Here is a 26,058-nt window from a genome sequence, read left to right on the forward strand (position 1 = left end):
CGGACGGGTAGCGTCCTGTCCTGGCAGGACTCAGGGGGAGACCGGGGGGTCGGCAAGGTGAGCGCTGTCCGCGTGCGGGTCGTGAGGCCGGAGGAGCTGAGCGCCCGCGAGATCGACGCCTGGCGCGAGCTGCGCGCCAATTCCGGGGCGCCCGCGAACCCCTTCATGGAACCCGAGTTCACCCGGGCCGTCGCCACCGTCCGGCCCCGTTCCCGCGTCGCCGTCTGGTCGGCGGACGACGAACCCGTCGGCTTCTTCCCCTACGAGAAGGGGCCCCTGGGCCAGGGCCGCGCCATCGGCTTCGGCGTCTCCGACGCCCAGGGCGCCGTCCTCCGGGCCGGTCTGCGGCCCGCCGTCCGGCCCCTGCTCCGCCACTGCGGCCTCGTCGGCTGGGAGTTCGACAACCTGGAGTCCGGCCAGCCCGTCTTCGAGGGCGCCGCCGTCGAGGAGTTCGCCTCGCCCGTGATCGACGTCGGCGAGGGCTACGCCGCGTACGAGGCCCTGCTGCGCGTCCAGTCCCCCAAGTTCCTCCGGACCACCCTCGCCAAGGAACGCCGCCTCGGCCGCCGGGCCGACGGAGACGTCCGGTTCGTCTTCGACGAGCGCGACCCCGCGGCCCTGCGCACCCTCATGGACTGGAAGTCCGCCCAGTACCGCAGGACCGGCCGCCGCGACCGCTTCGCCAAGGCATGGATCAGCACCCTCGTCCGCCGCCTCCACGAACTCCGCACGCCCGGCTGCTCCGGCGTCCTCTCCGTGCTCTACGCGGGCCCGCGGCCCGTCGCCGCCCACTTCGGACTGCGGTCCGCGACCGTCCTGTCCTGCTGGTTCCCCTCCTACGACCCCGAGTTCGCCAAGTACTCGCCCGGCCTCGTCCTCCATCTGCGGATGGCCGAGGCCGCCGCCGCGGCCGGGATCGGCATGCTGGACCTCGGGCGTGGCGACGCCGAGTACAAGAACGCGCTCAAGACGGGGGAGCTGACCGTGTACGAGGGTGCCGTCGTCCGCCCCGGCGTACGCGCCGCGCTCCACTGGGTGGCACGCGAGCCCTCCCGCCGGGCCCACGGCTTCGTCCGCAACCGCCCGGAACTCGCGGCCCGGGGCCGCGCCACCCTGAACCATGTCGCCCGGCTGCGGGGCAGCCGTTAACGGCGGGGCGGGGGTCGCCGTCCCCGTCGCCATCCCCATCCCGATCCCCATCCCGATCCCCATCCCCGTCGCCGTCCGTCCGTCGAGAGACCCCCGATGAGCCTCCCCGCCCCCCGGCCGATCTCCGTCGCCGAGCTCGACCTCGACGCACCCGACGGCGGCGGCCCCGCCCTCCGGCCCGCTCCCGGCGGGCCGCCCGTCGTGCCCGGTGACGTCTACGCGCTCGTACGGCTCCGGGGGCGGCCCGTCGCCACCGTCGTCGGTGCCTACGCCGCCGGCGACGACCCCGCCGAGGTACTCGCCGCCCTCGCCCGGCGGCGCCTCGCGGACGCCGGACCACCCCGCACCGACGCCGAACGCCTCGCCGCCTCCCGCCAGGACCGCCACCCCACGGAGCCCGTTCCCCGCACCGTCTCCCGTGCGGACGGACGCACGGCGACCGCTCCGCGCCGCACCCCGGGCCCGGACGGTCACCCCGCCGCGACCGCTCCCGGCCCCACGGACCCCGCCCCCCACCTCTCCGTCGTCCTCGCCACCCGTGAGCGCCCCCGCTCCCTCGCCCGTGCGCTCGACTCGCTGCTCGTCCAGGACCATCCCGACCACGAGCTGATCGTCGTCGACAACGCGCCCCGCACCTCCGGCACCCACGACCTCGTCACCCGGCAGTACGCCGGCCGCGTCCGGTACGTCCGTGAGGACACCCCCGGGCTCGCCGTCGCCCACAACACCGGTCTCGCCGCCGCCCGGGGCGCCGTCGTCGCCTTCACCGACGACGACGTCATCGCCGACCCGCACTGGCTGACCGCCCTCGCCGAGCCCTTCGCCGCCGACCCCGGGCTCGGCTGCGTCACCGGCCTGATCCTGCCCGCCCGGCTGCGGACCCCCGCCCAGATCCTCCTGGAGTCCCACGGCGGCTTCGCCAAGGGCTTCGCCCCCCGGCTGTACGACCCCGCCCGGCCGCCCGCCGACGAACCGCTCTTCCCGTTCACCGCGGGCGGTTTCGGGTCCGGAGCCAACATGGCCTTCCGTGCCGAGGCGCTCCGGCGGGCCGGCGGCTTCGATCCGGCGACCGGCACCGGGACCCCGGCGAAGGGCGGCGACGACCTGTACGCCTTCGTCGCCGTCCTCACCGCCGGCTTCCGGCTCCGCTACACCGCCGACGCCCTCGTCTGGCACCACCACCGCGACACCTGGCAGGACCTGCGGAACCAGGCGTACGGATACGGGGCCGGGCTCACCGCGTACCTCACCGCGACCCTGGTCCGCAGCCCCCGCCTGCTGCCCGCGCTGCTCGCCCGGCTGCCACGCGGCCTCGCGTACGCGCGGACGATGACCGCCCGGCGCGGCGGAACGGAGGAAGCGGCCAGCGGCAGCGTCCCCGGCGAGCACCGCGCCCACCACCACCCCTGGCCCGCCGCCCTCTCCCGGCTGGAGCGGCGCGGCATGCTCTACGGCCCGATCGGATACGCGAAGGCCCGCATACGGACCCGGCGCGGGAAGGCGACCCCATGACGCACGCACCCGGCCGCACCCGGATTCCCCTCCACACCCGGATACCCGTCCTCCTCTACCACGCCGTGATGGAGGACCCCCCGGACTGGATCGCCGAATTCACCGTCACGCCGAGGGAGTTCGCCTCCCAGCTCGACGCGATCGTCGCCGGCGGACGTACCGCCGTCACCGTCGGCGCGCTCGCCGCGCACTTCGCCACCGGCGCCCCGCTGCCGCCCCGGCCCGTCGTCCTCACCTTCGACGACGGCTTCGCCGACCTCGTCGGGCCGACCGCCGAGGCGCTCGCCTCCCGGGGGCTGCCGGCCACCGCGTACCTGACCACCGGGGCCATCACCCCCGGCCGGCCCTGTCTGCTGCCGCCCGCGCCGATGATGACGCTCGCGCAGGCGCCGCGCCTTGAGGGGTACGGGATGGAGGTCGGCGGCCACACGGTCACGCATCCGCAGCTCGACACCCTCGCCCCGGGGGCGCTCCGCCGTGAACTCAGGGACTCGAAGGCGGTGTTGGAGGACGTCCTCGGGCACGAGGTGCTGCATCTGGCCTATCCGCACGGCTACAACAGTCCGGCGGTACGGCGGGCCGCGGCGGCGGCCGGGTACACCTCGGCGGTCGCCGTCCGGCACGCCCTCAGTTCCGGTACCGACGAGATCTACCGCATCGCCCGGCTCATCCTGCGCCGGAGCCACACGGTCGCGGACGTCGAGCGGTGGATGGAGGGGCGGGGCGCGAAGGCGGCGCCGTACCCGGACTCGCTGCCCACGGTCGGCTGGCGGATGTACCGCAGGGCCCGCGCCCTGCTCAAGGGGCCCGAGTTCGCCGGCTGAGCGAGAAGCAGGGCAACTCCGGTGATCCATCCGTGAGTTGAAAGTCCGAACAGAACCGAAGTGCCTTCCGGTACTTCGCCGAAGGGGACAGTCCGTGGGGGAAGAGGCCGTGGGGGAAGAGGCCGTGCGGCGTCAGGGGCCCGCACCGGAGACCGGGAAGGGCGTACCGTCGCAGCCCACAGGCGGCGAGCCCATCAGCGGCGGGGCGACCGGCCGCGAGCGGACCCGCCGTAAGCCCACCGCCCCCGAGTCGGCAGGCTCGGAGCCGTCCGCCCGCCCGCCCCGCCCGCCCCGCACGCGCGGCCGAGCCGCCTCCGTCCTCCGCTCGCCCGGTGCCCTCAACCTCCTCCCTCTGCTCCTCGCCGCCGCGCTCTGGCTCTGGGCGCTGCCCCGGATCGACTTCCGGCACATCGCGGAGTTCGGCCTCCTGGACCGCTTCCCGCTGACCTTCTACGCCGCTCTCGCCGTCCTGACCGGCGGCTTCGTCCTCACCCTGCGCCGGGCCGGCACCGCCCCGCTCTGGCCCGCCACCTACTGCGCGGCCATGCTGTTCGCCCTCAAGGCGCCGCCCGCGATCCTCTACGACACCGTCCGCTACGCCTGGGCGTCCAAGCACGACGCGATCATCAGCAGGATGCTCGCCGAGGGCGGCATCCACCCCGGGGCCGAGCTGACGGGCGGCATGTCCGCGTACGACCAGTGGCCCGGCTTCTTCTCCCTCGACGCGGCCCTCGTACGCGCCTTCGGCGTGGACGCCGCCGCCTCCTTCATCAACTGGGCGCCGGTCGCGCTCGGCCTGCTGCTGGTGCCCGTCCTCATCCTGATCTACCGCACGTTCAGCGACGACTGGCGGCTCGTGTGGACCGGGGTGTGGATCTTCCAGCTGGCGAACTGGGTCGGCCAGGACTACCTGTCCCCGCAGGGCTTCTCGTACCTGCTCTACCTCACCGTCTTCGCCGTCGTCGTCCGGCACTTCGTGCTGCCCGGCTCGGCGGGCACGCTGCGCGACCGGGGCACCCTCGACCCGGCGGCCTCCGCCGTCCCGCCGCCCACGACGACCCGGCAGCGGGCCGTCGCCGTGGTGATCCTGCTGCCGCTGATCGCCACCATCAACGCCAGCCACCAGCTGACCCCGATCATGCTGTGCGCCACCCTCTTCGCCCTCTGCCTCACCCGCCGCTACCGCAACATCGGGCTGCTCGTCACCACCGGCCTCGTCATGCTCGCCTGGAACCTCACGATGGGCCGCGAGCTGTTCCTCACCACCCTCGGAACCCTCCGCGAGAAGGCCGGCGACCTGCTCGGCAACTCCCGCCCCGGCTTCGCGGGCGACCCCACGGGACCCGGGCCCGAACTCGTCGGCGACGCCAACATACTGATGGTCCTGGCCCTCGGCGGGCTCGCCGTCGCCGCTGTCCTGCTCCGCCGCGGACTCGTCCGCAGCGCCCTGCCGCTGCTGCTCGCCGCCGCCGCGCCCCTGCCGATGTTCGCGGTCAACGACTACGGCGGAGAGATGATCTTCCGGGTCTACCTCTTCGGGCTCCCCGGCGCCGCCTTCTTCGCCGCCGCCGCGCTCGTCCCCGCCGCCGGGGCCGCGAGCCGCGCCGCCGTGACCGCCCGCCGGGCGATGCTCGTCGCGCTGCCCGTCACCCTCGTCGCCATGCTCGCCGGCTTCCTGCCCTCGTACTACGGCAAGGAGGGCATGCACTACGCGCCGCCCGCCGAGACCGCGCTCACCCGCCGCGCCTTCGACCGGGCGCCCGAGGGCTCCCTCATCCTGGCGGCGACCGGCGCGTTCCCCGACTCGTACTACCGCTACGACCGGTACGTGCGCTGGTTCTTCACCGAGCAGGAGGTCGACGAGAACCTCCGGATGCTGAAGGACCCGGCGGGCTACCTGGCCGGCGGCATCCCGCAGGACTGCCCGGCGTACGTGATCCTCACCCGCACCCAGGGCGAGGCCGTCATCGGCGAGGGCTACCTCCCCGAGGGCGGCTTCGACAGCATCGAGGCGGCGCTCAAGCGCTCCCCGCTCTTCCAGGTCGTCGAGGAGAACACCTACGGCGTCGTCCTCCGCTACCGGCCCACCACCGGCGGCTGAACGTCCATCCCCCCCGGACCCCACGTACGAGGAGCAGGTACGCCATGGCTCTCCCCCGCCCGACCCCGCGAGTCCAGCGCAGGGCCGCCCTCGCGGCCTCCGGATGGGTCGCGCTCGCGGCGACCGCCCTCCCCGGCGGCTCCCCGCTGCGCTGGATCCCCGTCCTCGCGTTCGTCGCGCTCGGGCCCGGCCTCGCGCTGCTGTTCCCGCAGCCGACCGGACTGCGCCCCGGCGCCCGTCTGGAGGCGCTGGCGCTCGCCGCGCCCGTCAGCCTGTCCGTGGCCACCCTCGTCGCGACCACGCTGTTCCTCAGCAGGTCCTTCTCGCTCATCGTCTTCATGGGGGTCCTCGCCCTCTTCGCGAGCGTCGCCGCCGTCCTGCCGGGAGTGCCGCTCCCGGCAGCCACGCGCGGCGCCGTCGAACGCGAGGGCGCCAAGTCCTCCCGTACGCACGCGCGTAGGTCCCGGTTCCGCGCGCGAGGAGCCGGTGGCGGGACCGGGTGACCGCGAGGGCCGGGCACGGCGGCCGGCTCGCCGGGCGCCGGGCCACGCGTCAACCGCCTCAGCCGCGACCGCCCGACGTCAGACCGCGGAAGGCGCACACCGCCATCGTGCCCCCGGCCAGGCCCAGGAAGAGCGGCAGCGGTGCGGCGGCGAAGGCCTGCTGACCCGCCCAGCCCGCCCAGACGAGCACCCACACCACCCCGGCCGTGACCCGGGAGCCCACCCCGGCCACCCGCAGCAGCAGCGCCACCAGGAGCAGGCTCAAGGCCTGGAGGGCCACCGGCGCCACCGCCCGCTCCAGGCCCTCGCCCAGGAGTACGGCGCCGGGCCCGCCCGCCTCGGCCGGGCGCAGACCGAGCAGCGGCGGCGCGGTGTGCAGTGCCAGGAAGGTGGCGAGCAGGACCGTCCCCGCGAACACCGGCCGGAAGACCCGCAGCGCGACGGCCGCGCCCTGGAGGGCGACGAGCAGCAGCCCGGCGGCGAGGGTGACCGGCGGCAGCGCGGTCAGCAGACCGGTGCCGGAGAGCCGCTCCACGCTCAGCTCGCCGGAGCGGACCAGGGGGAACCAGAACAGCCCGGCGGCCAGTGTGAGCACGGTCCACAGCCAGAGCACCGGGCCCGGAGCTCGCTCGGTGGGCATCCGGTCCGAACCGAGCACCCCGTCCTGCGCCCGGCGCGGGGACGCCACCGCCGCCTCGCCCCCCTCCTGCCGGGGTACGAACACCGGGATGCCGAACGCAGGCGTCACCGAGTCGTGCGCGCCCCGCAGATAGGCGCTCTCCCGCGCCCAGTTGGTGCCGTAGCCGTCCTCGGCGCGCGGCTTCGCCCGTACGGCCTCCGGGGCGCGGGGTGCGGGTGCCCGGCCCTGGAGCGCGGCCCGCAGGCCCGGGGCCGAGACCGCCGCCATCAGCGTCATGGACGCCAGGACGGCGACGCCCGCGCCCGCGATGCCCACCCGGCCGAGGAGCAGCGCCGCGCTGCCGAGCACCAGGACGCACATGGCGCCCTGGAGGAGGGCGAGCACGCCCGTACGGCCCTGGACGCGCAGCACCCCTATGTACAGCTCGACCGCGACCCGGGGGAGCGCGGCGGCGGCCAGCAGCCGGAGCACGGTCGTGCCGTGCTCGGCGTAGTCCGGGCCGAACGGCGCGAGGATCACCGGCGCGAGGACGAGGAGGAGCAGGACGACCGGGACGAGGAGGAGTGCCATGCGGCGCAGCGCGCCCCTGACGCCCTCGGCGAGGGACTCGGGGCTGTGGGAGGCGTGCGCGGTGAGCGAGGAGGCCATGTTGACGGCCATGAACTCCATCGTGCCGCCGACGGTGTAGGCCGTGTAGAAGAAGGCGTTGTGGGCGGCGTCGAAACGGACGGCGACCATCACCGGCAGCAGGTTGATCATCGCGAGGCTGAAGAGCGCGCCGACGGAGTCCCCGGCCATGAACCGGCCGATCTCGCGCAGGCCGGGCGGTTCGCGGTCCCGGTCGGCGCGCGCCTGCCGGGGGATGAGCCGCCGGAAGACGAGCCAGGCGAGCGGTACGACGGACAGGGCGATCGCCGCCGACCAGGACACGAAGACGCCGAGCACCGGCAGGGCGGCGGCGAGGACGACGAGCAGGACGAGCTTGCCGAGCGAGAAGACGGCGTTGCCGACGGGGACCCAGACCGCCCGTCTCAGCCCGGTGAGGACGCCGTCCTGGAGGGTGAGCAGGGCCCAGCCGACGCAGGAGGCGGTGAAGAACAGGCCGGCGGAGAGGGTGCCGAGGGGGGCGTACGTGGGCCCCCACCAGTCCAGGGTGAGCAGGAAGACCCCGCAGGCGACGGCGACGACCACCGTGCTGACCAGGTACACGCGCAGGACGAGCGGTCCGGTGGCGCGGCCGGCGCGGGGCACGTACCGGACGACGGCGCCGATCATCGTGGTCGCGGTGAGGGAGGCGAGGAGTCGCTGCGCGGCGATGGCGGCGGAGCCCTGGCCGACGGCCTCCTCCGAGTAGTAGCGGGCGGCGACCAGCCAGAAGCCGAGGCCGAGGGCGGCGGAGACGCCGGTGGAGAGCATGAGGGCGTAGGCGTTGCGGAACATGGAGCTCTCGTCGGAAGGGCCCGGGCCGTGACCGTCCGTGCCGCTGCGGTCGGGGCCGTGGCCGCCCGGATCCGCGTCCGCCCCCCGCTCCCCGTCCCGCAGCCGTACCGAGTCGGTCACCTCGCGCCTCCGGGGGCCGCCGAGGGCCCGGCCGGGCGGATGCCCGCGGCGCGCAGCGCGGCGAGGGACTCGTCGGCGCGGCGCGGGTCCACGGGCAGGGCGTGCCGGGCGAACCAGGCGGCCGGTTCCGGTGCGGGGGACGGCTCGGTGAAGACCTCGCCCGCGTAGTGGTCGAGCGGCGGGTCGTAGAGGTAGCCGGTGGTGATCCGGCGCCGGGCGAGCGCGGCGACGGCCGCGTCCCGGTCGTCGACGAGCAGCGGCACCCGGAACAGCGGCTGGACCTCCTCGTGGCTTCCTCCGTGGCCCCCGCCGTACTCGGTGGCGAGGAGGCGCTCCGTGCCCGCCCGGTGGGCGTCGAGCACGCCGTCGAGGCCGGCCAGTCTGCGGGCGGTGCGGCGCAGGCGGCCGGGGCCCGGCCGGAGCCGGTAGTCGTGCATGTCGACCCGGACCCAGGAGTGGAAGGGGTCGAGGGCGGGCGCGGCCGGCAGGGCCTGCTTCAGCGCGTCGGCGCGGAGCGGCATCCGGATCTCCGGCCGCTCCTCCAGGCCGAGCCGTCGCAGCGTCGCGCGGGCCGCCCCGACCAGGCGCAGCCCGCGCACGGTGGCCTCGGCGTAGGGCCGTACCAGGTGGGCGAGTTCGGCGGTGGTACGGGTCGGGTGCAGCAACGCGTCCCGGGCGGCGGCGAGTTCCCCGCGCAGGTCCGGGTCGGCGAGGGTGAGGAAGCCGCCGGTCTTGGCGGCGGTGTGCTTGGAGAGGCTGAACACGGAGGCCTCGCCGTACGTGCCGACCGGGCGCCCGCCGGCGGTGGAGCCGATGGCGTGGGCGGCGTCCTCGATCAGCGGGATGCCGAGCCGGTCGCACCGCTCGCGCAGCTCGGGCGCCGGGTCGGGGTTCCCGTACAGATTGGTGGTGAGGACCGCGGAGAGGTCCCGCCAGACCGTCCCGGGAACGGCGGACGGGTCGACGGAGCCGTCGCGCGGGTCGAGCGGTGCCTGCACGGGGCGGAGCCCGGCGGCGAGGACGACGAAGAGGATGACGTCGTCGTTGACCGGGGACATCAGGACCCGGCCGCCGGGCCGGCACCAGTGGCGCAGCGCGAGATAGAGGCCGAAGCGGCAGGACGGCACGTAGAGGCACTCCCGGCCCCCCAGCCGGCGGCGCATGCGGTCTTCCAGTTCCGCGTACGCAGAAACCATGTGATTCCCCCCTGAACCCCGGGCTCGGTCCGGTCCGGTCCGGACGGCCCGTCAACCGATCCCGTCGATCCGGCCCCGTCGACCGGCCCGTGGGCACGGCCCGTCGACACGGCCCTCCGATCACGCGGAAGGGCCCGTCCCGGGTCGGAAGACCGTGAACGGGCCCTTTCCACCGCCATTTTGGCGGCTCGGGCGAGGCGATGGAGGTCATTCCTCCAGAGTGAGTCCCCGGCGCAGCCTGGCGAGGGTGCGGGCGAGCAGCCGGGACACGTGCATCTGCGAGATGCCCAGCTCCGTGCCGATCTCCGACTGGGTCATGCCCGAGACGAAGCGGAGGGAGAGGATGTGCCGCTCGCGGGCGGGCAGCGAGGCGATCATCGGCTTGAGGGAGGCGATGTACTCGATCCCGGTGAGCCCGTGGTCCTCGTAGCCGAGCCGGTCGGCGAGCGTGGCCTCACCGCCGCCGCCGTCCTCCTCGTCGGGCTGGGCGTCGAGCGAGCTGGCGGTGTACGCGTTGCTCGCGGCCATGCCCTCGACGACCTCCTCGGGCGAGATGCCGAGTTCCTCGGCCAGTTCGGCCACGGTCGGGGACCGGTCGAGGCGCTGGGAGAGGGCGTCGCCCGCCCTGGCGAGGTCGAGCCGGAGCTCCTGGAGCCGGCGGGGTACGTGCACGGACCAGGAGGTGTCGCGGAAGAAGCGCTTGATCTCGCCGATGATGGTCGGCATCGCGAAGGTGGGGAACTCGACGCCGCGGGTCAGCTCGAAGCGGTCGATCGCCTTGATCAGGCCGATGGTGCCGACCTGGACGATGTCCTCCATCGGCTCGCTGCGGGTGCCGAACCGGGCGGCGGCGAACTTCACCAGGGCCAGGTTGAGTTCGACGAGGGTGTTGCGGACGTACGCGTGGTCGTGGGTGCCCTCCTCCAGCTCGGCGAGCCGGGCGAACAGCTGCTTCGACAGAGCGCGCGCGTCGACCGGTCCGATGCGGTCGAGGGGCTGATCGACGAGCTGTTCCGGGAGTTGGAACGCATGATCGGGGGAGTGGGTGGGCAGGCGGCCGAGCGGAACTGCTGCCGACGGCGCGTCGGGGGTACGCGGGGCGTCGAGCCGGGGTGACATGAGTCTCCTTCTGGGGTCTTCTGCTGCGGTTTGCGGCGCCTCCGAGGCCGGTCGTGTCGGGTGTTCTCTACTAGCCCTACCTGCTCGGCGGGGAAGGTCGCAAGTATCGACAATTCGCTTTGTCCTGGTTTGTGGTGGGCCTTGTGTGCGCGGGAGGGCGGCCCGCTTGTAGGGTTCGAGGCACGTCAGTCGGCATCCGCGAGAGCGAGAAGAGGCACGGCCATGGACCGCCAGCACATCGGGAGCGCGCCGCCCGCGCGGTTGCGGGTCGAGGTCCGGACCGTGGGTGCGAGCGAAGTCCTCGCGCCGGCGGGTGAGCTCGATCACCACACCGCCGAGCTGCTGCGCGGCCCCCTGGACGACGCGCTCGACGCGGGCCGGGCACGGCTCGTCCTGGACTGCTCGGGTCTGGACTTCTGCGACTCCACCGGACTCAACGTGCTGCTCGGCGCCCGGCTGCGGGCGGAGGCCGCCGGTGGCGGGGTCCATCTGGTGGCGATGCGACCCCCGGTGGCCCGGGTGTTCCACATCACGGGCGCGGAGGCCGTCTTCACCGTGCACGAGACACTCGCCACGGCCCTTCCCGGCTGAGCCCCGCACGCCCGGCGCTGGGGCCCGCCCCCTCCCCGGTCCGCTCAGGACGCCCCGCACGTCCGCCCCTCTGTTCCGTCCCTGTCCCGTCGATCGGTGAGGTGAAGCGCTGATGGACCAAGCTTCCGACGTCCGTACGCTCGCCCTCGGCGAGACCAGCGGCACCGTGCCGCTCGCCCGCGACTTCACGCGGACCGCGCTCCACGAGTGGGGCTGGCTGCCGGCCGCCACCGCCGACCGCAGGGCCGCCGCCGAGGACGTCCTGCTCGTCGTCTCCGAGCTGGTCACCAACGCCTGTCTGCACGCCGAGGGCCCCGAGCGGCTGCGCGTCCTGCGCCTGCCCAAGGTGCTGCGCCTCGAAGTCACCGACCGGGGCGCCGGACAGCCCGCGCCCCGCACCCCGCACCGGTCGGGGCGGCCCGGCGGCCATGGGATGTTCATCGTGCAGCGCCTCTGCCTCGACTGGGGCATCGAGCGCACCCCGGGCGCCCCGGGGAAGACGGTCTGGGCCGAACTCGCGGCTCCCGCCTAGGACTTTCCCCGCGAGCGGCACCCTCCGCGCGCGCCTCCCGTCCGGGGTTCTCCCGCGAGCGGCACCCTCCGCGCGCGCCTCCCGCCCCGCCCTCGGGGCGTCTCCTGGGGACTTTCACAACTCCGCACGTTCCCCTGCCTTCCCTCCTCATGGCCTCAGGCGTACCTTGACGCCCAATCTGAAAGACCGTCAGGTTCCGTTGCGGTGAGGGGTGTTCGGGGTGTCCAAGGTGACGAACCGGAGGAGAACGGCCGCCGCGCTCACGGCTGCGGCAGCGGTGACGGGCGCGGCCGTGCTGGCCGCCGCCCCGGCGGCCCACGCGGCCGTCGTCGATGTCAGCTACGCCTGCGAGACCAAGATCGGGCCCAAGAGCGCCGTCTCGCCCGTCGACATCAAGGCCGTCAAGAGCGGCAGCGCGTACACGATCACCATGTCCTTCGAGAAGGGCGTCTCCGACAGCCCCGTCGAACTCCCCAAGGGCGTCATGACCCCGCGCGCCGAACTCGTCCTCGGCGGCGCCGACTCCGGCACCGTCAAGGTCAAGGGAACGCCGAACACGGCCGCCATCCCGCCCGACACCCCCATCAGCATCGGCACCCTGACCGGCACGTACACGCCGAAGAAGAACGGCAAGGTCACCTTCACGGCCGGGACGCTCACCGTGCACGCCCTCGGCATGGACGCCGCCGTCTGCACCGCCAAGAACAGCCCGAAGCCGTCGCTGGAACTCGACGTCACCGGCGTCTCCGGCGGCTCCGACACGCCGCCGCCCGCCGACTCCGGGGACAACGCGGCGACCGGCGACACCGGCGGCCAGCTGCCCAAGACCGGCCCCCTCGACTCCGCCATGGCCCTCGGCACCCTCGGCGGCACCGTCCTGCTGACCGGCGCCGCCGGAGTCCTCTGGCTCAGCCGGCGCACGGCACGTTGATGCGGACGGCGGCACGCTCCGGGCTCGTGGCCGCCGCGACCGCCCTCTGCGGCGTGGTCGCGGCGGCTCCCCCCGGAGCCCAGGCCTGGACGGCGGCGCCCGCCGCCGGACGGCCGTACGCCTATCTGGAGGGCCCGGCGGGGAGCGTCCTCCAGGACACCCTGTCGGTGACCAACCCGGGCGCCCGGCCCCTCACCGTACGGCTCAGCGGCCGGGGCGCACCCGTCTCCTTCGCCGCCCGGACCGTCACCGTGCCCGCGAGGACCCGGGCGGACGTGCCCTTCGCCGTGACCGTCACCGCCGACCTCCCGCCCGGTGAACACCGGGGCACGGTACGGGCCTCCGCGGCCGGCCGTGAGGTCCGCGTCGACCTGCGGATCCGGGTCAGCGGCCCCCACCTCGCCGCGCTCACCGTCGAGGACGTCAGCGTCGACACCGGCACCGGCGCCCTCCGCTACACCCTGGTCAACCGGGGCAGCACGGTCCTCGCCCCGCGCCTCGCCGTCCGCGCCGACGGCCTCCTCGGTACCGTCCTCGACCGGCCGGAGCGCGCCCTGCCGCTCACCCTCCGCCCCGGCGAGCGCGCCACCCGCACCGAAACCTGGCCCGACCCGCCCGCCCTCGACTCCGTCACCGTCCGGCTGACCGCCGCCGCCCCGGGCGCCGCGTCCGCCACCGCCCGTGCCGAGGCCTCCTTCGCCTCGGGCCCGGCGCTCACCGGCGCGGCCGGCCTGCTCCTCGCGGCGGGCGGCGGCGGATACGCGGTACGGCGACGCGTCGGGTCCCGTACCCCACGAGCCTCGGCGGGAGCGACACCATGAGGACCATCCGTACGGCAGCCGCCCTCCTCGCGGCCCTTGCCCTCGCGCTGCTGCCCGTCGCACCCGCGGCGGCGCCCCCCACCCCCGTCGTCGAGCTCTCCCGGGCGGAGGGCGGCAAGGGCGGCGAGATCACCGTCAGCGGCAGCGGCTGGCAGCCGGGCTCGCTGCTCATGCTCCTGATCTGCGGCCAGGGCTCGCCCGGCACCGGCGTCGTCGGCGGCACCAACTCCTGCGCCAACACCGAGGGCAGGGCCGCCACGGTCGACGCCAGGGGCGCGTTCAGCGCGAAGCTCCCCGTCACCGAACCGCCCAAGCCCTGCCCGTGCGTCGTGCACGTGGCCGGGGTCACCGGCCGGCAGGACGCCGTCGACCGGGCGTTCACGGTCGCCGGGCACCCCACCGCCCCGCTCCCCGAACCCTCGGGCGACGGGCGGCTCGCCGTCCTCGCCGCCGTGCGCCTCGACGGCTCCAGCGGCCTCCTCGTCTGGTTCGGGGCGCCGCCGTCCCGGGAGATCGTCTTCACCGTCGGCAACCTCGGCTCCGCGCCCGTCAAGGATCCCGTCTTCCAGGTCGGCACCAGCCACGGCGTCTTCACCCCGCAGTACGAGGAACGCCAGTGGCGCGGCACCGTCGCCCCCGGCAAGAAGGCCCTCGTACGGCTCCCCGTCGAACTCCCGGCGGGCGCGCACGGCGACTACCAGGTGTCCGTGAAGTACGGGGAGAAGGTCCTCGTCGAGCAGCCGTGGGGCGTCGGGCGGCCGTGGGGTGTGACGCTCTTCTGGCTGCTGCTCGCCGTCGTCGTACCGGCCGCCCTGTTCCGGATCGGGATGGCGGTGGTGGACCGCAACCGGCCCGCCCGCCCCGCCCGCCCCGCCCACGCCACCACCGGCCCCGGCCGGACCGCCCGGACCCGCTCCCGGGCCGCGGGCCGCCGCCGCACACGTACCCCCGAGTCCGTACGACCGGACCCGGGGGACGGAGAACCCACCGCGGTCCTGCCGTGGTTCAGTCCTGACTCCGCACCGTCAGCCCCAGAGAGCAGCCCGACGACGACGAAGGGAAATGCGTGAACACGCAACGGAGGATGAGCGCGGCCGGAGTCGCGCTGATGCTCGGCGGCGCGGGGATCCTGATTTCCGCCGGTCCCGCGCAGGCCGCCGAGGTCTCGTACAAGACGGAGTGCATCCCGCCGGCCATCTCCGGGCTTCCGCCCGTGCAGGGCACCACCAAGGTGCTCATCACGGCGCCGGCGGAGGCCAAGGTCGGCGACGAGGTCGAGATCGTCTGGAAGACGGTCCAGGCCGCTTCGAAGAACCCCGACATGCTCGACCTCGGTCAGGACACGGTCAAGCCGACCGGTGTCCTCACCGTGGGCGGCGCGGCGAGCGGAACCGTCGCGATGGAGGGGACCCGGACGAACCCGCCGGTCCCCAAGAACAGCCCGATGCCGCTGTCCGAGATGAAGGGGAAGCTGAAGCTGACCAAGGCGGGCGAGATCACGCTCACGCCCGACAAGTACACGATCAACGTGTCCAAGCCGCTGTCCACGGACACGAAGTGCACGCCGAAGGAGGCGGTGCAGGCCGCCGCGACCATCAAGGTCACGGCCGGCGGGGGCTCGACGACCTCGGGCGGCTCGACGACGACGTCGGGCGGTACGACCTCCGGCGGTACGACGTCGGGCGGTACGGCGTCGGGCGGCTCGACGACGACGTCGGGCGGTACGACCTCCGGCGGTACGACGTCGGGCGGTACGGCGTCGGGCGGTTCGACGACGACGTCGGGCGGTACGACCTCCGGCGGCTCGACCTCGGGTGGCTCGACCTCCGGGGGTTCCACCAGCTCCTCCGGCGGATCCTCCAGTGGCGGCGGTGGCGGGCAGACCGACTTCCCCGGCACGGAGGTCTCCGTCGGCTTCACCTGCCAGGCCCCCGGCCCGGCCGACATCAAGTCCAAGGTCACCATCAGCGCCAAGAAGAAGGGCGGCGCCTACGACCTCACCGTGAAGACGGCCAAGGGCGTCATGGACAGCCCCGCCCCGCTGCCCGCGGGTGCGCTCAAGTCCTCCATGGCGATCAAGATCGGCGGTGCGGACAGCGGCACGGTGAAGGTCACCGGCCCCGCCAACGCCACCGCCCTCAAGATCGGCGACCCGGTGAACCTGGCCGACATGAAGGGCACGTACCGGCCCGGCGCGACCGGCAAGGCCACGCTGAGCCCCGGTCCGCTGACCATCGACGTCACGCTCGGCAGCTCGAAGATGCAGATCCCCTGCCAGCTCAAGGGCGCCGTGAAGGCCTCCCTCGAACTGGACACCAGCAAGCAGGCCGGCGGCGTGTCCGGCGGATCCGGCAGCGGTGCCTCCGGCGGCGGTACGAGCAGCGCGTCCGGCGGCTCCTCCGGCGGGGACCTCGCCCAGACCGGCGCCGAGGACGACGGCGCCCTGCGCGCCCTCGCCCTCGTCGGCGGCACGGTGATCCTGCTCGGCGGCGCGGTGTTCGCCTTCACCCCGTGGGCGCGGCTGAGGCGCTGACGACGGCGGAACGTCGCCGGGAACGGCGGAGGGCCGCCGCACCGGATCGGTGCGGCGGCCCTCACGGCCGTACGGGGTACGGGTGCGTCAGTGGACGCTGCCCATGAGCCCCTGGACCTTCTTGCGGTACATGTAGATCGCGAAGCCCGCGAGGACAGCCAATGAGGCTTCCATCGCGATGATCCCCGTCCCGTTCAGATCGACGCCCGCGAGCGAGAGCAGACCCGTGGTGCAGTCACCGGCGGTGACGGCGAGGAACCAGACGCCCATCATCTGGGAGGCGTACTTCTGTGGCGCCATCTTCGTGGTGACGGAGAGGCCGACGGGGGAGAGGCACAGCTCACCGATGGTCTGGATCATGTAGATCGAGACGAGCCACATCGGGGAGACCTTGGTGCCGTCGCCCGCCATGTTCATCGGGACGATGAAGACGAAGAAGGACGCGCCGACCAGGACCAGGCCCATCGTGAACTTCACGATGGTGTTCGGCTCCTGGTTCTTACGGGCCAGCCACAGCCACAGCCACGCGAAGACCGGGGCCAGCGCCATCACGAAGAGCGGGTTGAGCGACTGGTACCAGGTGGCCGGGAAGCCGAAGCCGAAGACGGTGTCCGAGGTCTTGCCGTCGGCGAACAGGGACAGCGTGGAGCCACCCTGGTCGTAGATCATCCAGAAGACGGCGGCGGCGACGAAGAACCAGATGTAGCCGGTCATCTTCGACTGCTCGGTCTTGTCGAGGTCCTTGTCGCGCTTGATGCGGACCAGGACGGCGACCGGGATGATCAGGCCGGCGAGGGTGATCGGGACGAGCGCCCAGTTCAGGGTGTACACGCCGAGTGCGACGACGACGCCGTAGAACGCGGCGGCGAGCACGACGACGAGCGCGACCTTGACCAGGACGCTCTTCCGCTCCTCCGTGGAGAGCGGGTTCGGGACGACGTTGCTCCTCGGGCTGAGGTGCTTCGTGCCGAAGAGGAACTGGATCAGGCCCAGTCCCATGCCGACCGCGGCGAGGGCGAAGCCCAGGTGCCAGTTGACCTTCTCGCCGACGGTACCGACCACGAACGGCGCCACGAAGGCACCCAGGTTGATGCCGATGTAGAAGAGCGTGAAGCCACCGTCACGGCGCGGGTCGTCCGGGCCGTTGTAGAGGTGGCCGACCATCGTGGAGATGTTGGCCTTGAGCAGACCCGAGCCCGCGGCGACCAGCGCCAGGCCGACGAAGAACATCGCCTGACCGGGGAGGGCCAGCGAGGCGTGACCGGCCATGATGACGAAACCGGCGATGGCGACCGTCTTGCGGGCACCCCAGACGCGGTCGCCGAACCAGCCACCGGGCATGGCCATCAGGTAGACCATCGACACGTAGACCGAGTAGATGGCCGTGGCCGTGGCCGCGGTCATCGCAAGGCCGCCGCCCTGGGTGCCGGTCGCGGCGTCCGCGCCGCCGGAGACCAGGTAGAGGACCAGAAGAGCCCTCATGCCGTAGTAGGAGAAACGCTCCCACATCTCGGTCATGAAGAGAGTGGCCAGACCACGGGGGTGGCCGAAGAACGTCTTCTCGGAACCAGAGGTTCCGCTCGAAGCCGTCGTCAGGCTGGACGCCATGTCGATCCTTGCTCTGTCGGGACGCACGCCTTGTGAGGCGTGATGCGCCCGGTGGGGGAGGCCGGCACCGGTGGAGCCGCACAGGACTCCACCGGGATCCACGCCCCGGGAGACGCGTCTACGCGTCCCGGAACCCGGCCCACAGGTCATTCACCGTCTCCGAGATCGGCGGAGCCGACCTCACGCAGAAGAGGACCTCGGCGCGCGAAGCTGGCCAAAGGTCCCTGAATACCGCTACTGACGTCGATACACCATACGACATGACACTGCCGGATATGGAAGGACTTGAGAGATGGATCACAGGCGATAGCGCAACCGCACAAGGTCATTCGAAGGTCACACGCAAGATGCCCACAAGATCTCCAGGGGACCTCCGGGGGACCTCCGGGGCGGGCCTATCCAGCCCCGGCCCGGCACCCGCGCGGACTACCATCACCCCATGACCCGTGTACTGCTCGCCGAGGACGACGCCTCCATCTCGGAACCGCTGGCCCGCGCCCTGCGGAGAGAGGGGTACGAGGTCGAGGTCCGCGAGGACGGCCCCACCGCCCTCGACGCCGGACTCCAGGGCGGAGTGGACCTGGTCGTGCTCGACCTGGGCCTCCCCGGCATGGACGGACTCGAAGTCGCCCGACGACTGCGCGCCGAGGGGCACACGGTCCCGATCCTGGTGCTCACCGCGCGCGCCGACGAGGTCGACACCGTCGTCGGGCTCGACGCGGGCGCCGACGACTACGTCACCAAGCCCTTCCGGCTCGCCGAGCTCCTCGCCCGCGTCCGGGCCCTCCTCCGGCGCGGTGCCACCGAGCCCGCCGCCGCCCCCACGACCCACGGGGTGCGGATCGACGTCGAGTCGCACCGGGCCTGGATGGGCGACGAGGAGCTCCAGCTGACGGCCAAGGAGTTCGACCTCCTCCGGGTCCTGGTCCGGGACGCCGGCCGGGTCGTCACCCGCGACCAGCTGATGCGCGAGGTCTGGGACACCACCTGGTGGTCCTCCACCAAGACCCTCGACATGCACATCTCCTGGCTGCGCAAGAAGCTCGGCGACGACGCGGCGAACCCCCGCTACATCGCCACCGTCCGAGGCGTCGGCTTCCGCTTCGAGAAGAGCTGACGCTCCGAGAAGAAGCGACCCGTCGAGACGGAGCCGAGGCTCCGAGAAGAGCCGACACCCCCCGCCCCCGGAGAGCACCGTGCGCCGCCGTCTCATCAACTCCACGCTCGCCGTGGTGCTCGTCGTCGTCGCCGTCTTCGGCGTCTCCCTGGTCATCGTCGAGACCCGGACCATCGCCGGCAGCGCCCAGGAGAGCGTGGACCTGGAGGCGCTGCGGATCGTCTCCATCGTCGACAGCCGGCTGATCGGCGGCGAGCCGGTCAACCCGGACATCCTCGCCGAGCAGAGCGGCGCCAAGCGGTACGCCCAGATCCGCATCCCCGGCCGCGACACCATCGAGATCGGCACCCGCCCGGACGGCGACGTCATCCGGGGCCTCGCCGAGGGCGAGCGCGGCGAGAGCGTCGTCGTCGAGGAGTCCCGCTCCGCCGTCACCGCCGAGGTCGGCCGCACACTCATGATCATCGGCGCGGTCGCACTGCTCGCCGTCGTCGCCGCCGTCCTCCTCGCCGTACGCCAGGCCAACCGGCTGACCTCCCCGCTCACCGACCTCGCCGAGACCGCCGAGCGCCTCGGCTCCGGCGACCCGCGCCCCCGGCACAAGCGGTACGGGGTCCCCGAGCTCGACCGGGTGGCGGACGTCCTCGACGCCTCCGCCGAGCGCATCGCCCGGATGCTCACCGCCGAGCGCCGGCTCGCCGCCGACGCCTCGCACCAGCTCCGCACGCCCCTCACCGCGCTCTCCATGCGCCTGGAGGAGGTCGCCCTCGCCGACGACCTGGACACGGTCAAGGAGGAGGCGACGATCGCGCTCACCCAGGTCGAGCGGCTCACCGACGTCGTCGAGCGGCTGCTGACCAACTCCAGGGACCCCCGTACGGGCTCCGCCGTCGCCTTCGACCTCGACGAGGTCATCAAGCAGCAGATCGAGGAGTGGCGGCCGGCCTACCGCAGCGCCGGACGGGCCATCGTCCACTCGGGCAAGCAGGGGATGCGCGCGGTGGGCACCCCGGGCGCGGTCGCCCAGGTCCTGGCCGCCCTCATCGAGAACTCGCTCATGCACGGCGGCGGCACGGTCGCCCTGCGCACCCGGGTCACCGGCAACCAGTCGGTGATCGAGGTCACCGACGAGGGGCCGGGTGTCCCCGCCGACCTCGGCGCGCGGATCTTCGAGCGGGCCGTCAGTGGCCGCAGCTCCACGGGGATCGGCCTGGCCGTCGCCCGGGACCTCGCGGAGGCGGACGGCGGCCGTCTGGAACTGCTCCAGCAGCACCCCCCGGTCTTCGCACTGTTCCTGGGCCGGGAGGTCCGAAGCGTCTCGGGCACACCCCGGGAGCGCCCCGTACGGTGACGACCCGGACCTGAGGCGGCGGGCGAGGTCTCTTATATTCGCCCGCGGGCCACCGGCGCCAGGCCGGCCATCAGCAGCAGCGCGCCGATCGGCAGCAGGTCGAGGTCGGCGGCGAAGAGCACGAAGCCCACGAGGACCAGCAGGGGGCTCCAGGCGGGCAGCAGTCGCGGCTTGGCGGCCACCGACATGACCAGCAGGGTGAGCAGGCCCAGCTGGAACGCGAGCGGGCCGACCGACTCCAGCGGTTCGGGCAGGGGCGCCGCCCTGTCCAGGTCCGCGAACAGATCGCCGAGTATCACCCAGAGGAAGCAGGCGGCGCCGAAGAGGCCGGCCGCAGTGGCCGTGTTCGCGAGGAGTCGCCCGCGCCCGGTGGTGACGGGGACGAGCCGGCGCAGTCCGACCGTCACCACGCCGAAGAGCACGAAGCCGACGAGGAACAGGGCGTGGCCGAGGTTCCAGGCGAGCCCGGGACCGTGCTCGCCGTCCAGTCCGTCGACGAGTCGCAGCAGTCCGTACAGCACCAGCAGGAGCGGAGCGATGAGGGCGGGACTCTTCACGCCCAAGCGTCGGGAGGTCATACGAGAAGCCTCACAGCCCCCCGCCCCCCGGCCCATCGGGGACGGCCCCCACCCGACCCGGGAATCCGACCCGTAGGGGGCCCGCCCCGAACCCTCAGACCCGGTTCGGCTGCCGTCGGCTCGCCTGCCGCGGTGCCTGCTCCAGGAAGGATTCGGCGGTCTGCACCGCTTCCTTCGCCGGCAGTGCGCGGAACACCCAGGTGCGGTAGGACCAGAAGCGGAAGAGGGTCCCGATCCCGATGCCGAAGAACTTGAAGAAGTTGCTCGCCAGCGGGCCGTCCCAGCCGAAGCCGTACGTCGCCGCGTAGAGCACGCCGTTCTCGATGACCATGCCGACCACGCTGAACAGCAGGAACAGCGACAGTTCCTTGGTCCGCCCCGACTTCTCACGGTCGCGGTACGTGAAGTAGCGGAACCCGATGTAGTTGAAGACGATCGCGACCACGGTGGCGATCAGGCTGGCCCGGACCATCGGGATGTCGGTGTAGTGGCGCACCAGGTTGAAGACGCCGAGGTTGACGAGGACGCCGAGGCCGCCCACCAGACCGAACTTGGCGACCTCCCGGGCGAGCCGGTCGAGTCGCGTGCGAAGCGCACCGGGTTCACTCATGGTGATGGCTCTGTCCCGTCCGTCCGGATGACGTCCGGGTGACGTCAACCCAACCATGCTATCCAGCCCCCCTGTCACCCGCCCGGGTACCTGGGAATCCACGGAGGAACCCTTTCCTACCTGGGCCCTTCTTGTGCCAAGACACAGCCGGACGAGTGTTCCCCGATGGTGCGGATACCCTAAGAGGGTGACGTTCCCCGTAGTAGGCATGGTCGGCGGCGGTCAGCTCGCGCGTATGACCCACGAGGCGGGCATCCCCCTCGGCATCAAGTTCAAGCTCCTCAGCGACACCCCGCAGGACTCCGCGGCCCAGGTGGTGAGCGAGGTCGTCATCGGCGACTACCGCGACCTGGCCACGCTGCGTGACTTCGCGCGCGGATGCGACGTGATCACCTTCGATCACGAGCACGTCCCCACCGAGCACCTGCGGGCCCTCGAAGCGGACGGCATCCCCGTCCGCCCGGGTCCCGACGCGCTGGTGCACGCCCAGGACAAGGGGGTGATGCGCGCGAAGCTCGACGAGATCGGCGCACCCAGCCCCCGGCACCGTCTCGTGGCGGACCCCGAGGACGCGGCGGCCTTCGCCGCCGAGGTCGGGGGCTTCCCGATCATCCTCAAGACCGTGCGCGGCGGCTACGACGGCAAGGGCGTCTGGTTCGTCCGTACGCCCGAGGACGCCAGGGACCCCTTCCTCGCGGGCGTCCAGGTCCTCGCCGAGGAGAAGGTCGACTTCGTCCGCGAGCTCGCGGCGAGCATCGTCCGGTCCCCGCACGGCCAGGCCGTGGCGTACCCGGTCGTGGAGTCCCGTCAGGTCGACGGCGTCTGCGACACGGTGATCGCGCCCGCGCCGGACCTCGACGACGCGCTGGCCGGACAGGCGCAGGAGCTGGCGCTGCGGATCGCCAAGGAGCTGGGCGTCGTCGGTCATCTGGCCGTCGAGCTGTTCCAGACCACGGACGGCCGCATCCTCGTCAACGAACTGGCGATGCGCCCGCACAACTCCGGTCACTGGACCCAGGACGGGGCGGTCACCTCGCAGTTCGCCAACCACGTCCGCGCGGTCCTCGACCTGCCCCTCGGCGATCCGCGCCCGCGCGCGACGTGGACCGTGATGTGCAATGTCCTGGGCGGCGACTACCCGGACATGTACTCCGCGTATCTGCACTGCATGGCCAGGGACCCCCAGCTCAAGATCCACATGTATGGCAAGGACGTGAAGCCCGGCCGCAAGGTGGGGCACGTCAACACCTACGGCGACGATCTGGACGACGTGCTGGAGCGCGCGCGCCACGCCGCCGGCTATCTGCGAGGAACGATCACCGAGTGAGCAGCACGAGCCCCGCCCCGAGCCCCGCCACCGACACCGCCCCCGTGATCGGCATCGTCATGGGATCCGACTCCGACTGGCCCGTCATGGAGGCCGCCGCGCAGGCCCTGGACGAGTTCGGGATCCCGTACGAGGTCGACGTCGTCTCCGCCCACCGGATGCCGCGCGAGATGATCGCGTACGGCGAGGAGGCGGCGGGCCGCGGCCTCAAGGCGATCATCGCGGGCGCGGGCGGCGCCGCCCACCTGCCGGGCATGCTCGCCTCCGTCACCCCGCTGCCCGTCATCGGGGTTCCGGTGCCGCTGAAGTACCTCGACGGCATGGACTCGCTGCTCTCCATCGTGCAGATGCCGGCCGGCGTTCCCGTCGCCACGGTCTCCGTCGGCGGCGCCCGCAACGCCGGTCTGCTGGCCGCCCGGATCCTCGCCGCGCACGACCCCGAACTGCTCGCCCGGATGCGTGAGTTCCAGCAGGAGCTGAACGACCAGGCGACCGAGAAGGGCAAGCGGCTGCGGGCCAAGGTCGAGGGCGCCGAGTCCTTCGGATTCGCCAAGTGAGCGCCGCGGAGCGGCTGGAGGAGGCCCGCGCCCTGCTCGCGGGCCACCCCGTGGTCGACGGTCACAACGACCTGCCGTGGGCGCTGCGCGAGCACGTGCGCTACGACCTCGACAAGCTGGACGTCGGCGCGGACCAGACCGGTGTGCTCCACACCGACCTCGCCCGGCTGCGCGCCGGTGGCGTCGGCGCCCAGTTCTGGTCGGTGTACGTGCCCTGCCGGCTGACCGGCGACGACGCGGTCAGCGCCACCCTGGAGCAGATCGACATCGTCGACCAGCTCCTGGAGCGGTACGCGGCCGACCTGGCCCCCGCGCTGACCGCCGACGACATGGAGGCGGCCCGCGCGGAGGGCCGTATCGCCTCCCTGAAGGGCGCCGAGGGCGGCCACTCGATCAACAACTCCCTCGCCACCCTGCGCGCGCTGCACACCCTCGGCGTGCGCTACATGACGCTCACGCACAACGACAACAACGACTGGGCGGACTCGGCGACCGACGAGCCCGGCGTCGGCGGGCTCTCCGCCTTCGGCCGCGCGGTCGTCCGCGAGATGAACCGCTCCGGCATGCTCGTCGACCTCTCGCACGTCGCCGCCACCACCATGCGGGCCGCGCTCGACGCCACGGCGGCGCCGGTGATCTTCTCGCACTCCTCCGCCCTGGCGGTCTGCGACCACCCGAGGAACATCCCGGACGACGTCCTGGAGCGGCTGCCCGCCAACGGCGGCGTCGCGATGGCCACCTTCGTGCCCAAGTTCATCCTGCCCGCCGCCGTCGCCTGGACCGCGCGGGCGGACGACAACCTCCGGGCGCACGGCTTCGACCACCTCGACACCACAGCCGAGGCGATGAAGCTGCACCGCGCCTTCGAGGAGGCGAACCCCCGCCCGATCGCCACCGCCGCGACGGTCGCCGACCACCTCGACCACATGCGCGAGGCCGCCGGCATCGACCACATCGGCATCGGCGGCGACTACGACGGGACGGCCTTCACCCCGGCCGGGCTCGACGACGTCGCCGGCTACCCGAACCTGGTCGCCGAACTGCTGCACCGCGGCTGGTCGCACGCGGACCTCGCCAAGCTGACCTGGTCCAACGCGGTCCGCGTGCTCCGTGACGCGGAGGCCGTCTCACGCGATCTGACGAGCCGTACGGCCCCGTCGAACGCGACGCTCGACGCCCTGGACTCCCCGGCCGTCCCGCAGGCCTGACGACCCCTACGGGGCCTGTCGGGACCGGCGCGGGGCCGCGGCGGCCTGACCGCAGGACGAGGCAAGCAGGACGAGAAGGAGGGGCGCACCCGACCGGGGTGCGCCCCTCCTTCTCGTGCGTACGCCTCAGGCGCGCGGGCGGCCCATCGCGCGGTACGTCCAGCCCGCCGCCCGCCAGCGCTCCGCGTCGAGCGCGTTGCGGCCGTCCAGGATCACCCGCGAGGAGGCCGCGCCGGCCAGCTCCGCCGGGTCGAGCTCACGGAACTCGCGCCACTCGGTCAGGTGCAGCACCACGTCCGCCCCGCGTACGGCCTCCAGGGCCGAGTCCGCGTACCCCAGCGTCGGGAAGACGCGCCGGGCGTTGTCCATGCCCTTCGGGTCGTAGACGGTGACCTGGCCGCCCTGGAGGTGTATCTGACCGGCCACGTTCAGCGCGGGGGAGTCGCGGACGTCGTCCGAGTCCGGCTTGAAGGTGGCGCCGAGGACGGCGACCCGGCGGCCCAGGAAGGAGTTCCCGCCCAGCACCTCGCGGGTCATCTCCACCATCTGGCCGCGCCGCCGCATGTTGATCGAGTCGATCTCGCGGAGGAAGGTCAGGGCCTGGTCGGCGCCCAGTTCGCCCGCGCGGGCCATGAAGGCCCGGATGTCCTTGGGCAGGCAGCCGCCGCCGAAGCCGATGCCGGCCCGCAGGAACTTGGCGCCGATCCGGTCGTCGTGGCCGATGGCCTCGGCCAGCTTGGCGACGTCGCCGCCGGCGGCCTCACAGACCTCGGCCATCGCGTTGATGAAGGAGATCTTCGTGGCGAGGAAGGAGTTCGCCGCGGTCTTCACCAGTTCGGCCGTCGGGAAGTCGGTCACCACGAACGGCGAGCCCGCGCCGACGGGGACCGCGTACACCTCGCGCAGCGTCTTCTCGGCCCGCTCGCCGCGCACGCCGACGACGATCCGGTCGGGGCGCAGGGTGTCCTGCACGGCGAAGCCCTCGCGCAGGAACTCGGGGTTCCAGGCCAGCTCCACGCCCTCCGGCAGCACGCCCGCGAGCCGTTCGGCCGAGCCGACGGGCACGGTCGACTTGCCGACGACCAGGGCCCCTTCGCGTACGACCCCGGCGAGGGAGGTGAAGGCGGCGTCCACGTAGCTCATGTCGCAGGCGTACTCGCCGTGCTTCTGCGGGGTGTTCACACAGACGAAGTGCACGTCGCCGAAGGCGCCGACCTCCTCCCAGGAGGTGGTGAAGCGCAGCCGGCCGCTCGATCCCTCGATGCCGGCCACGTGCTTCGCGAGGAGTTCCTCGAGACCGGGCTCGTACATCGGGACCCGGCCGGAGGAGAGCAGCTCGATCTTCTCGGGGACGACGTCCAGGCCGAGGACCTCGAAGCCCAGTTCCGCCATGGCCGCGGCGTGGGTGGCGCCGAGGTAGCCGGTACCGATCACGGTGATCTTGAGGGCCATGCGGGTCTCCAGTGACGTCGGGCGGAATGCCTGCCCGAGCATAGTCGTGCCCTGGCCCGGGGCCCGGACACGGCCTACCCTTTGGGTTACTTAACGGTAGTTAGCAAGCGTGGGAGTGGATGAGCATGGCGGGTTCTGCCGATTTCGACCTGTATCGGCCCTCCGAGGAGCACGACATGCTCCGGGAGTCGGTGCGTGCGCTGGCGGAGGCGAAGATCGTCCCGTTCGCGGCGGCGGT

23 protein-coding genes are annotated in these 26,058 nt (G+C 73.0%); 16 read left to right on the forward strand and 7 right to left on the reverse strand.

Annotation, left to right across the window (positions count from 1 at the left end; all coding sequences use genetic code 11):
* Positions 1–57 precede the first annotated feature (57 nt).
* The 5 genes from ABT154_RS30540 to ABT154_RS30560 all read left to right on the forward strand — a co-directional run bounded on the left by ABT154_RS30540 (position 58) and on the right by ABT154_RS30560 (position 6,089).
* Entirely contained in the window at positions 58–1,149 is a 1,092-nt protein-coding gene (locus ABT154_RS30540) for a GNAT family N-acetyltransferase (protein ID WP_351861114.1), read from the forward strand.
* Between the two features lie 96 nt (positions 1,150–1,245).
* Entirely contained in the window at positions 1,246–2,661 is a 1,416-nt protein-coding gene (locus ABT154_RS30545; protein WP_351861116.1) for a glycosyltransferase family 2 protein, read from the forward strand.
* Positions 2,658–3,485, forward strand: a complete 828-nt coding sequence (locus tag ABT154_RS30550; protein WP_351861117.1) for a polysaccharide deacetylase family protein — start codon at positions 2,658–2,660, stop codon at positions 3,483–3,485. The genes ABT154_RS30545 and ABT154_RS30550 overlap by 4 nt, the downstream gene beginning before the upstream one ends.
* A 94-nt stretch (positions 3,486–3,579) precedes the next feature.
* Positions 3,580–5,586: a hypothetical protein gene (locus ABT154_RS30555; protein ID WP_351861119.1), complete on the forward strand. Its 2,007-nt coding sequence runs from the start codon at positions 3,580–3,582 to the stop codon at positions 5,584–5,586.
* A gap of 44 nt (positions 5,587–5,630) precedes the next feature.
* A complete protein-coding gene (locus ABT154_RS30560) occupies positions 5,631–6,089 on the forward strand; it encodes a hypothetical protein (protein ID WP_351861120.1) in 459 nt (152 codons plus the stop codon).
* A gap of 58 nt (positions 6,090–6,147) precedes the next feature.
* Here ABT154_RS30560 and ABT154_RS30565 read toward each other — a convergent pair whose 3' ends face one another.
* From ABT154_RS30565 to ABT154_RS30575, 3 genes are all read right to left on the reverse strand, one after another.
* Positions 6,148–8,289, reverse strand: coding sequence for a lipopolysaccharide biosynthesis protein (locus ABT154_RS30565; protein ID WP_351861122.1), 2,142 nt, complete (start codon positions 8,287–8,289; stop codon positions 6,148–6,150).
* Positions 8,286–9,485, reverse strand: coding sequence for a DegT/DnrJ/EryC1/StrS family aminotransferase (locus ABT154_RS30570; RefSeq protein ID WP_351861124.1), 1,200 nt, complete (start codon positions 9,483–9,485; stop codon positions 8,286–8,288). The genes ABT154_RS30565 and ABT154_RS30570 overlap by 4 nt, the downstream gene beginning before the upstream one ends.
* Before the next feature lie 207 nt (positions 9,486–9,692).
* On the reverse strand, positions 9,693–10,604 hold the full coding sequence (locus ABT154_RS30575; protein ID WP_317875961.1) for an RNA polymerase sigma factor SigF: 912 nt from the start codon (positions 10,602–10,604) through the stop codon (positions 9,693–9,695).
* A gap of 222 nt (positions 10,605–10,826) precedes the next feature.
* Here ABT154_RS30575 and ABT154_RS30580 point away from each other — a divergent pair, with 222 nt between their 5' ends.
* The 6 genes from ABT154_RS30580 (at position 10,827) to ABT154_RS30605 (ending at position 16,012) form a co-directional block, all read left to right on the forward strand.
* On the forward strand, positions 10,827–11,195 hold the full coding sequence (locus ABT154_RS30580) for an STAS domain-containing protein (protein ID WP_351861126.1): 369 nt from the start codon (positions 10,827–10,829) through the stop codon (positions 11,193–11,195).
* 112 nt (positions 11,196–11,307) lie between these two features.
* Positions 11,308–11,727 (forward strand): ATP-binding protein, encoded by a 420-nt coding sequence (locus ABT154_RS30585; RefSeq protein WP_056553975.1) that lies wholly within the window; start codon positions 11,308–11,310, stop codon positions 11,725–11,727.
* A gap of 220 nt (positions 11,728–11,947) precedes the next feature.
* Entirely contained in the window at positions 11,948–12,658 is a 711-nt protein-coding gene (locus ABT154_RS30590; RefSeq protein ID WP_351861128.1) for a peptidase, read from the forward strand.
* Between the two features lie 26 nt (positions 12,659–12,684).
* Positions 12,685–13,479 (forward strand): COG1470 family protein, encoded by a 795-nt coding sequence (locus ABT154_RS30595; protein WP_351861130.1) that lies wholly within the window; start codon positions 12,685–12,687, stop codon positions 13,477–13,479.
* Positions 13,476–14,549, forward strand: coding sequence for a hypothetical protein (locus ABT154_RS30600; protein ID WP_351861132.1), 1,074 nt, complete (start codon positions 13,476–13,478; stop codon positions 14,547–14,549). Before ABT154_RS30595 ends, ABT154_RS30600 begins: the two co-directional genes overlap by 4 nt.
* A gap of 14 nt (positions 14,550–14,563) precedes the next feature.
* Entirely contained in the window at positions 14,564–16,012 is a 1,449-nt protein-coding gene (locus ABT154_RS30605) for a hypothetical protein (protein WP_351861134.1), read from the forward strand.
* 87 nt (positions 16,013–16,099) lie between these two features.
* Here the strand turns inward: ABT154_RS30605 and ABT154_RS30610 are convergent, their stop codons facing one another.
* On the reverse strand, positions 16,100–17,620 hold the full coding sequence (locus tag ABT154_RS30610) for a peptide MFS transporter (RefSeq protein WP_351861136.1): 1,521 nt from the start codon (positions 17,618–17,620) through the stop codon (positions 16,100–16,102).
* Positions 17,621–18,059: 439 nt separating this feature from the next.
* Here ABT154_RS30610 and ABT154_RS30615 point away from each other — a divergent pair, with 439 nt between their 5' ends.
* The gene (locus ABT154_RS30615; RefSeq protein ID WP_132916780.1) at positions 18,060–18,737 is read left to right on the forward strand and encodes a response regulator transcription factor; all 678 of its coding nucleotides are present in this window, start codon (positions 18,060–18,062) and stop codon (positions 18,735–18,737) included.
* 79 nt (positions 18,738–18,816) lie between these two features.
* Positions 18,817–20,088, forward strand: coding sequence for a sensor histidine kinase (locus ABT154_RS30620; protein WP_351861138.1), 1,272 nt, complete (start codon positions 18,817–18,819; stop codon positions 20,086–20,088).
* Positions 20,089–20,120: 32 nt separating this feature from the next.
* Here the strand turns inward: ABT154_RS30620 and ABT154_RS30625 are convergent, their stop codons facing one another.
* Positions 20,121–20,666 (reverse strand): hypothetical protein, encoded by a 546-nt coding sequence (locus ABT154_RS30625; protein ID WP_351861140.1) that lies wholly within the window; start codon positions 20,664–20,666, stop codon positions 20,121–20,123.
* Positions 20,667–20,760: 94 nt separating this feature from the next.
* A complete protein-coding gene (locus ABT154_RS30630) occupies positions 20,761–21,276 on the reverse strand; it encodes a GtrA family protein (RefSeq protein ID WP_351861141.1) in 516 nt (171 codons plus the stop codon).
* 187 nt (positions 21,277–21,463) lie between these two features.
* On the opposite strand from ABT154_RS30630, the gene ABT154_RS30635 reads away from it, so the two are divergent.
* From ABT154_RS30635 to ABT154_RS30645, 3 genes are read left to right on the forward strand one after another with little or no spacing between them, the layout of a single operon-like run.
* The gene (locus tag ABT154_RS30635) at positions 21,464–22,603 is read left to right on the forward strand and encodes a 5-(carboxyamino)imidazole ribonucleotide synthase (protein WP_351861143.1); all 1,140 of its coding nucleotides are present in this window, start codon (positions 21,464–21,466) and stop codon (positions 22,601–22,603) included.
* 59 nt (positions 22,604–22,662) lie between these two features.
* Positions 22,663–23,160, forward strand: coding sequence for a 5-(carboxyamino)imidazole ribonucleotide mutase (gene purE / locus ABT154_RS30640; protein WP_351861157.1), 498 nt, complete (start codon positions 22,663–22,665; stop codon positions 23,158–23,160).
* Positions 23,157–24,368, forward strand: a complete 1,212-nt coding sequence (locus tag ABT154_RS30645) for a dipeptidase (protein WP_351861145.1) — start codon at positions 23,157–23,159, stop codon at positions 24,366–24,368. Before purE ends, ABT154_RS30645 begins: the two co-directional genes overlap by 4 nt.
* A gap of 126 nt (positions 24,369–24,494) precedes the next feature.
* On the opposite strand, the gene ABT154_RS30650 is transcribed toward ABT154_RS30645, so the two are convergent.
* Positions 24,495–25,820 (reverse strand): UDP-glucose dehydrogenase family protein, encoded by a 1,326-nt coding sequence (locus tag ABT154_RS30650; protein WP_351861147.1) that lies wholly within the window; start codon positions 25,818–25,820, stop codon positions 24,495–24,497.
* Positions 25,821–26,058 lie beyond the last annotated feature (238 nt).

Origin of the sequence: Streptomyces sp. NPDC001728 (assembly GCF_040297565.1) — a bacterium.
In the GTDB taxonomy this organism is placed as follows: domain Bacteria; phylum Actinomycetota; class Actinomycetes; order Streptomycetales; family Streptomycetaceae; genus Streptomyces.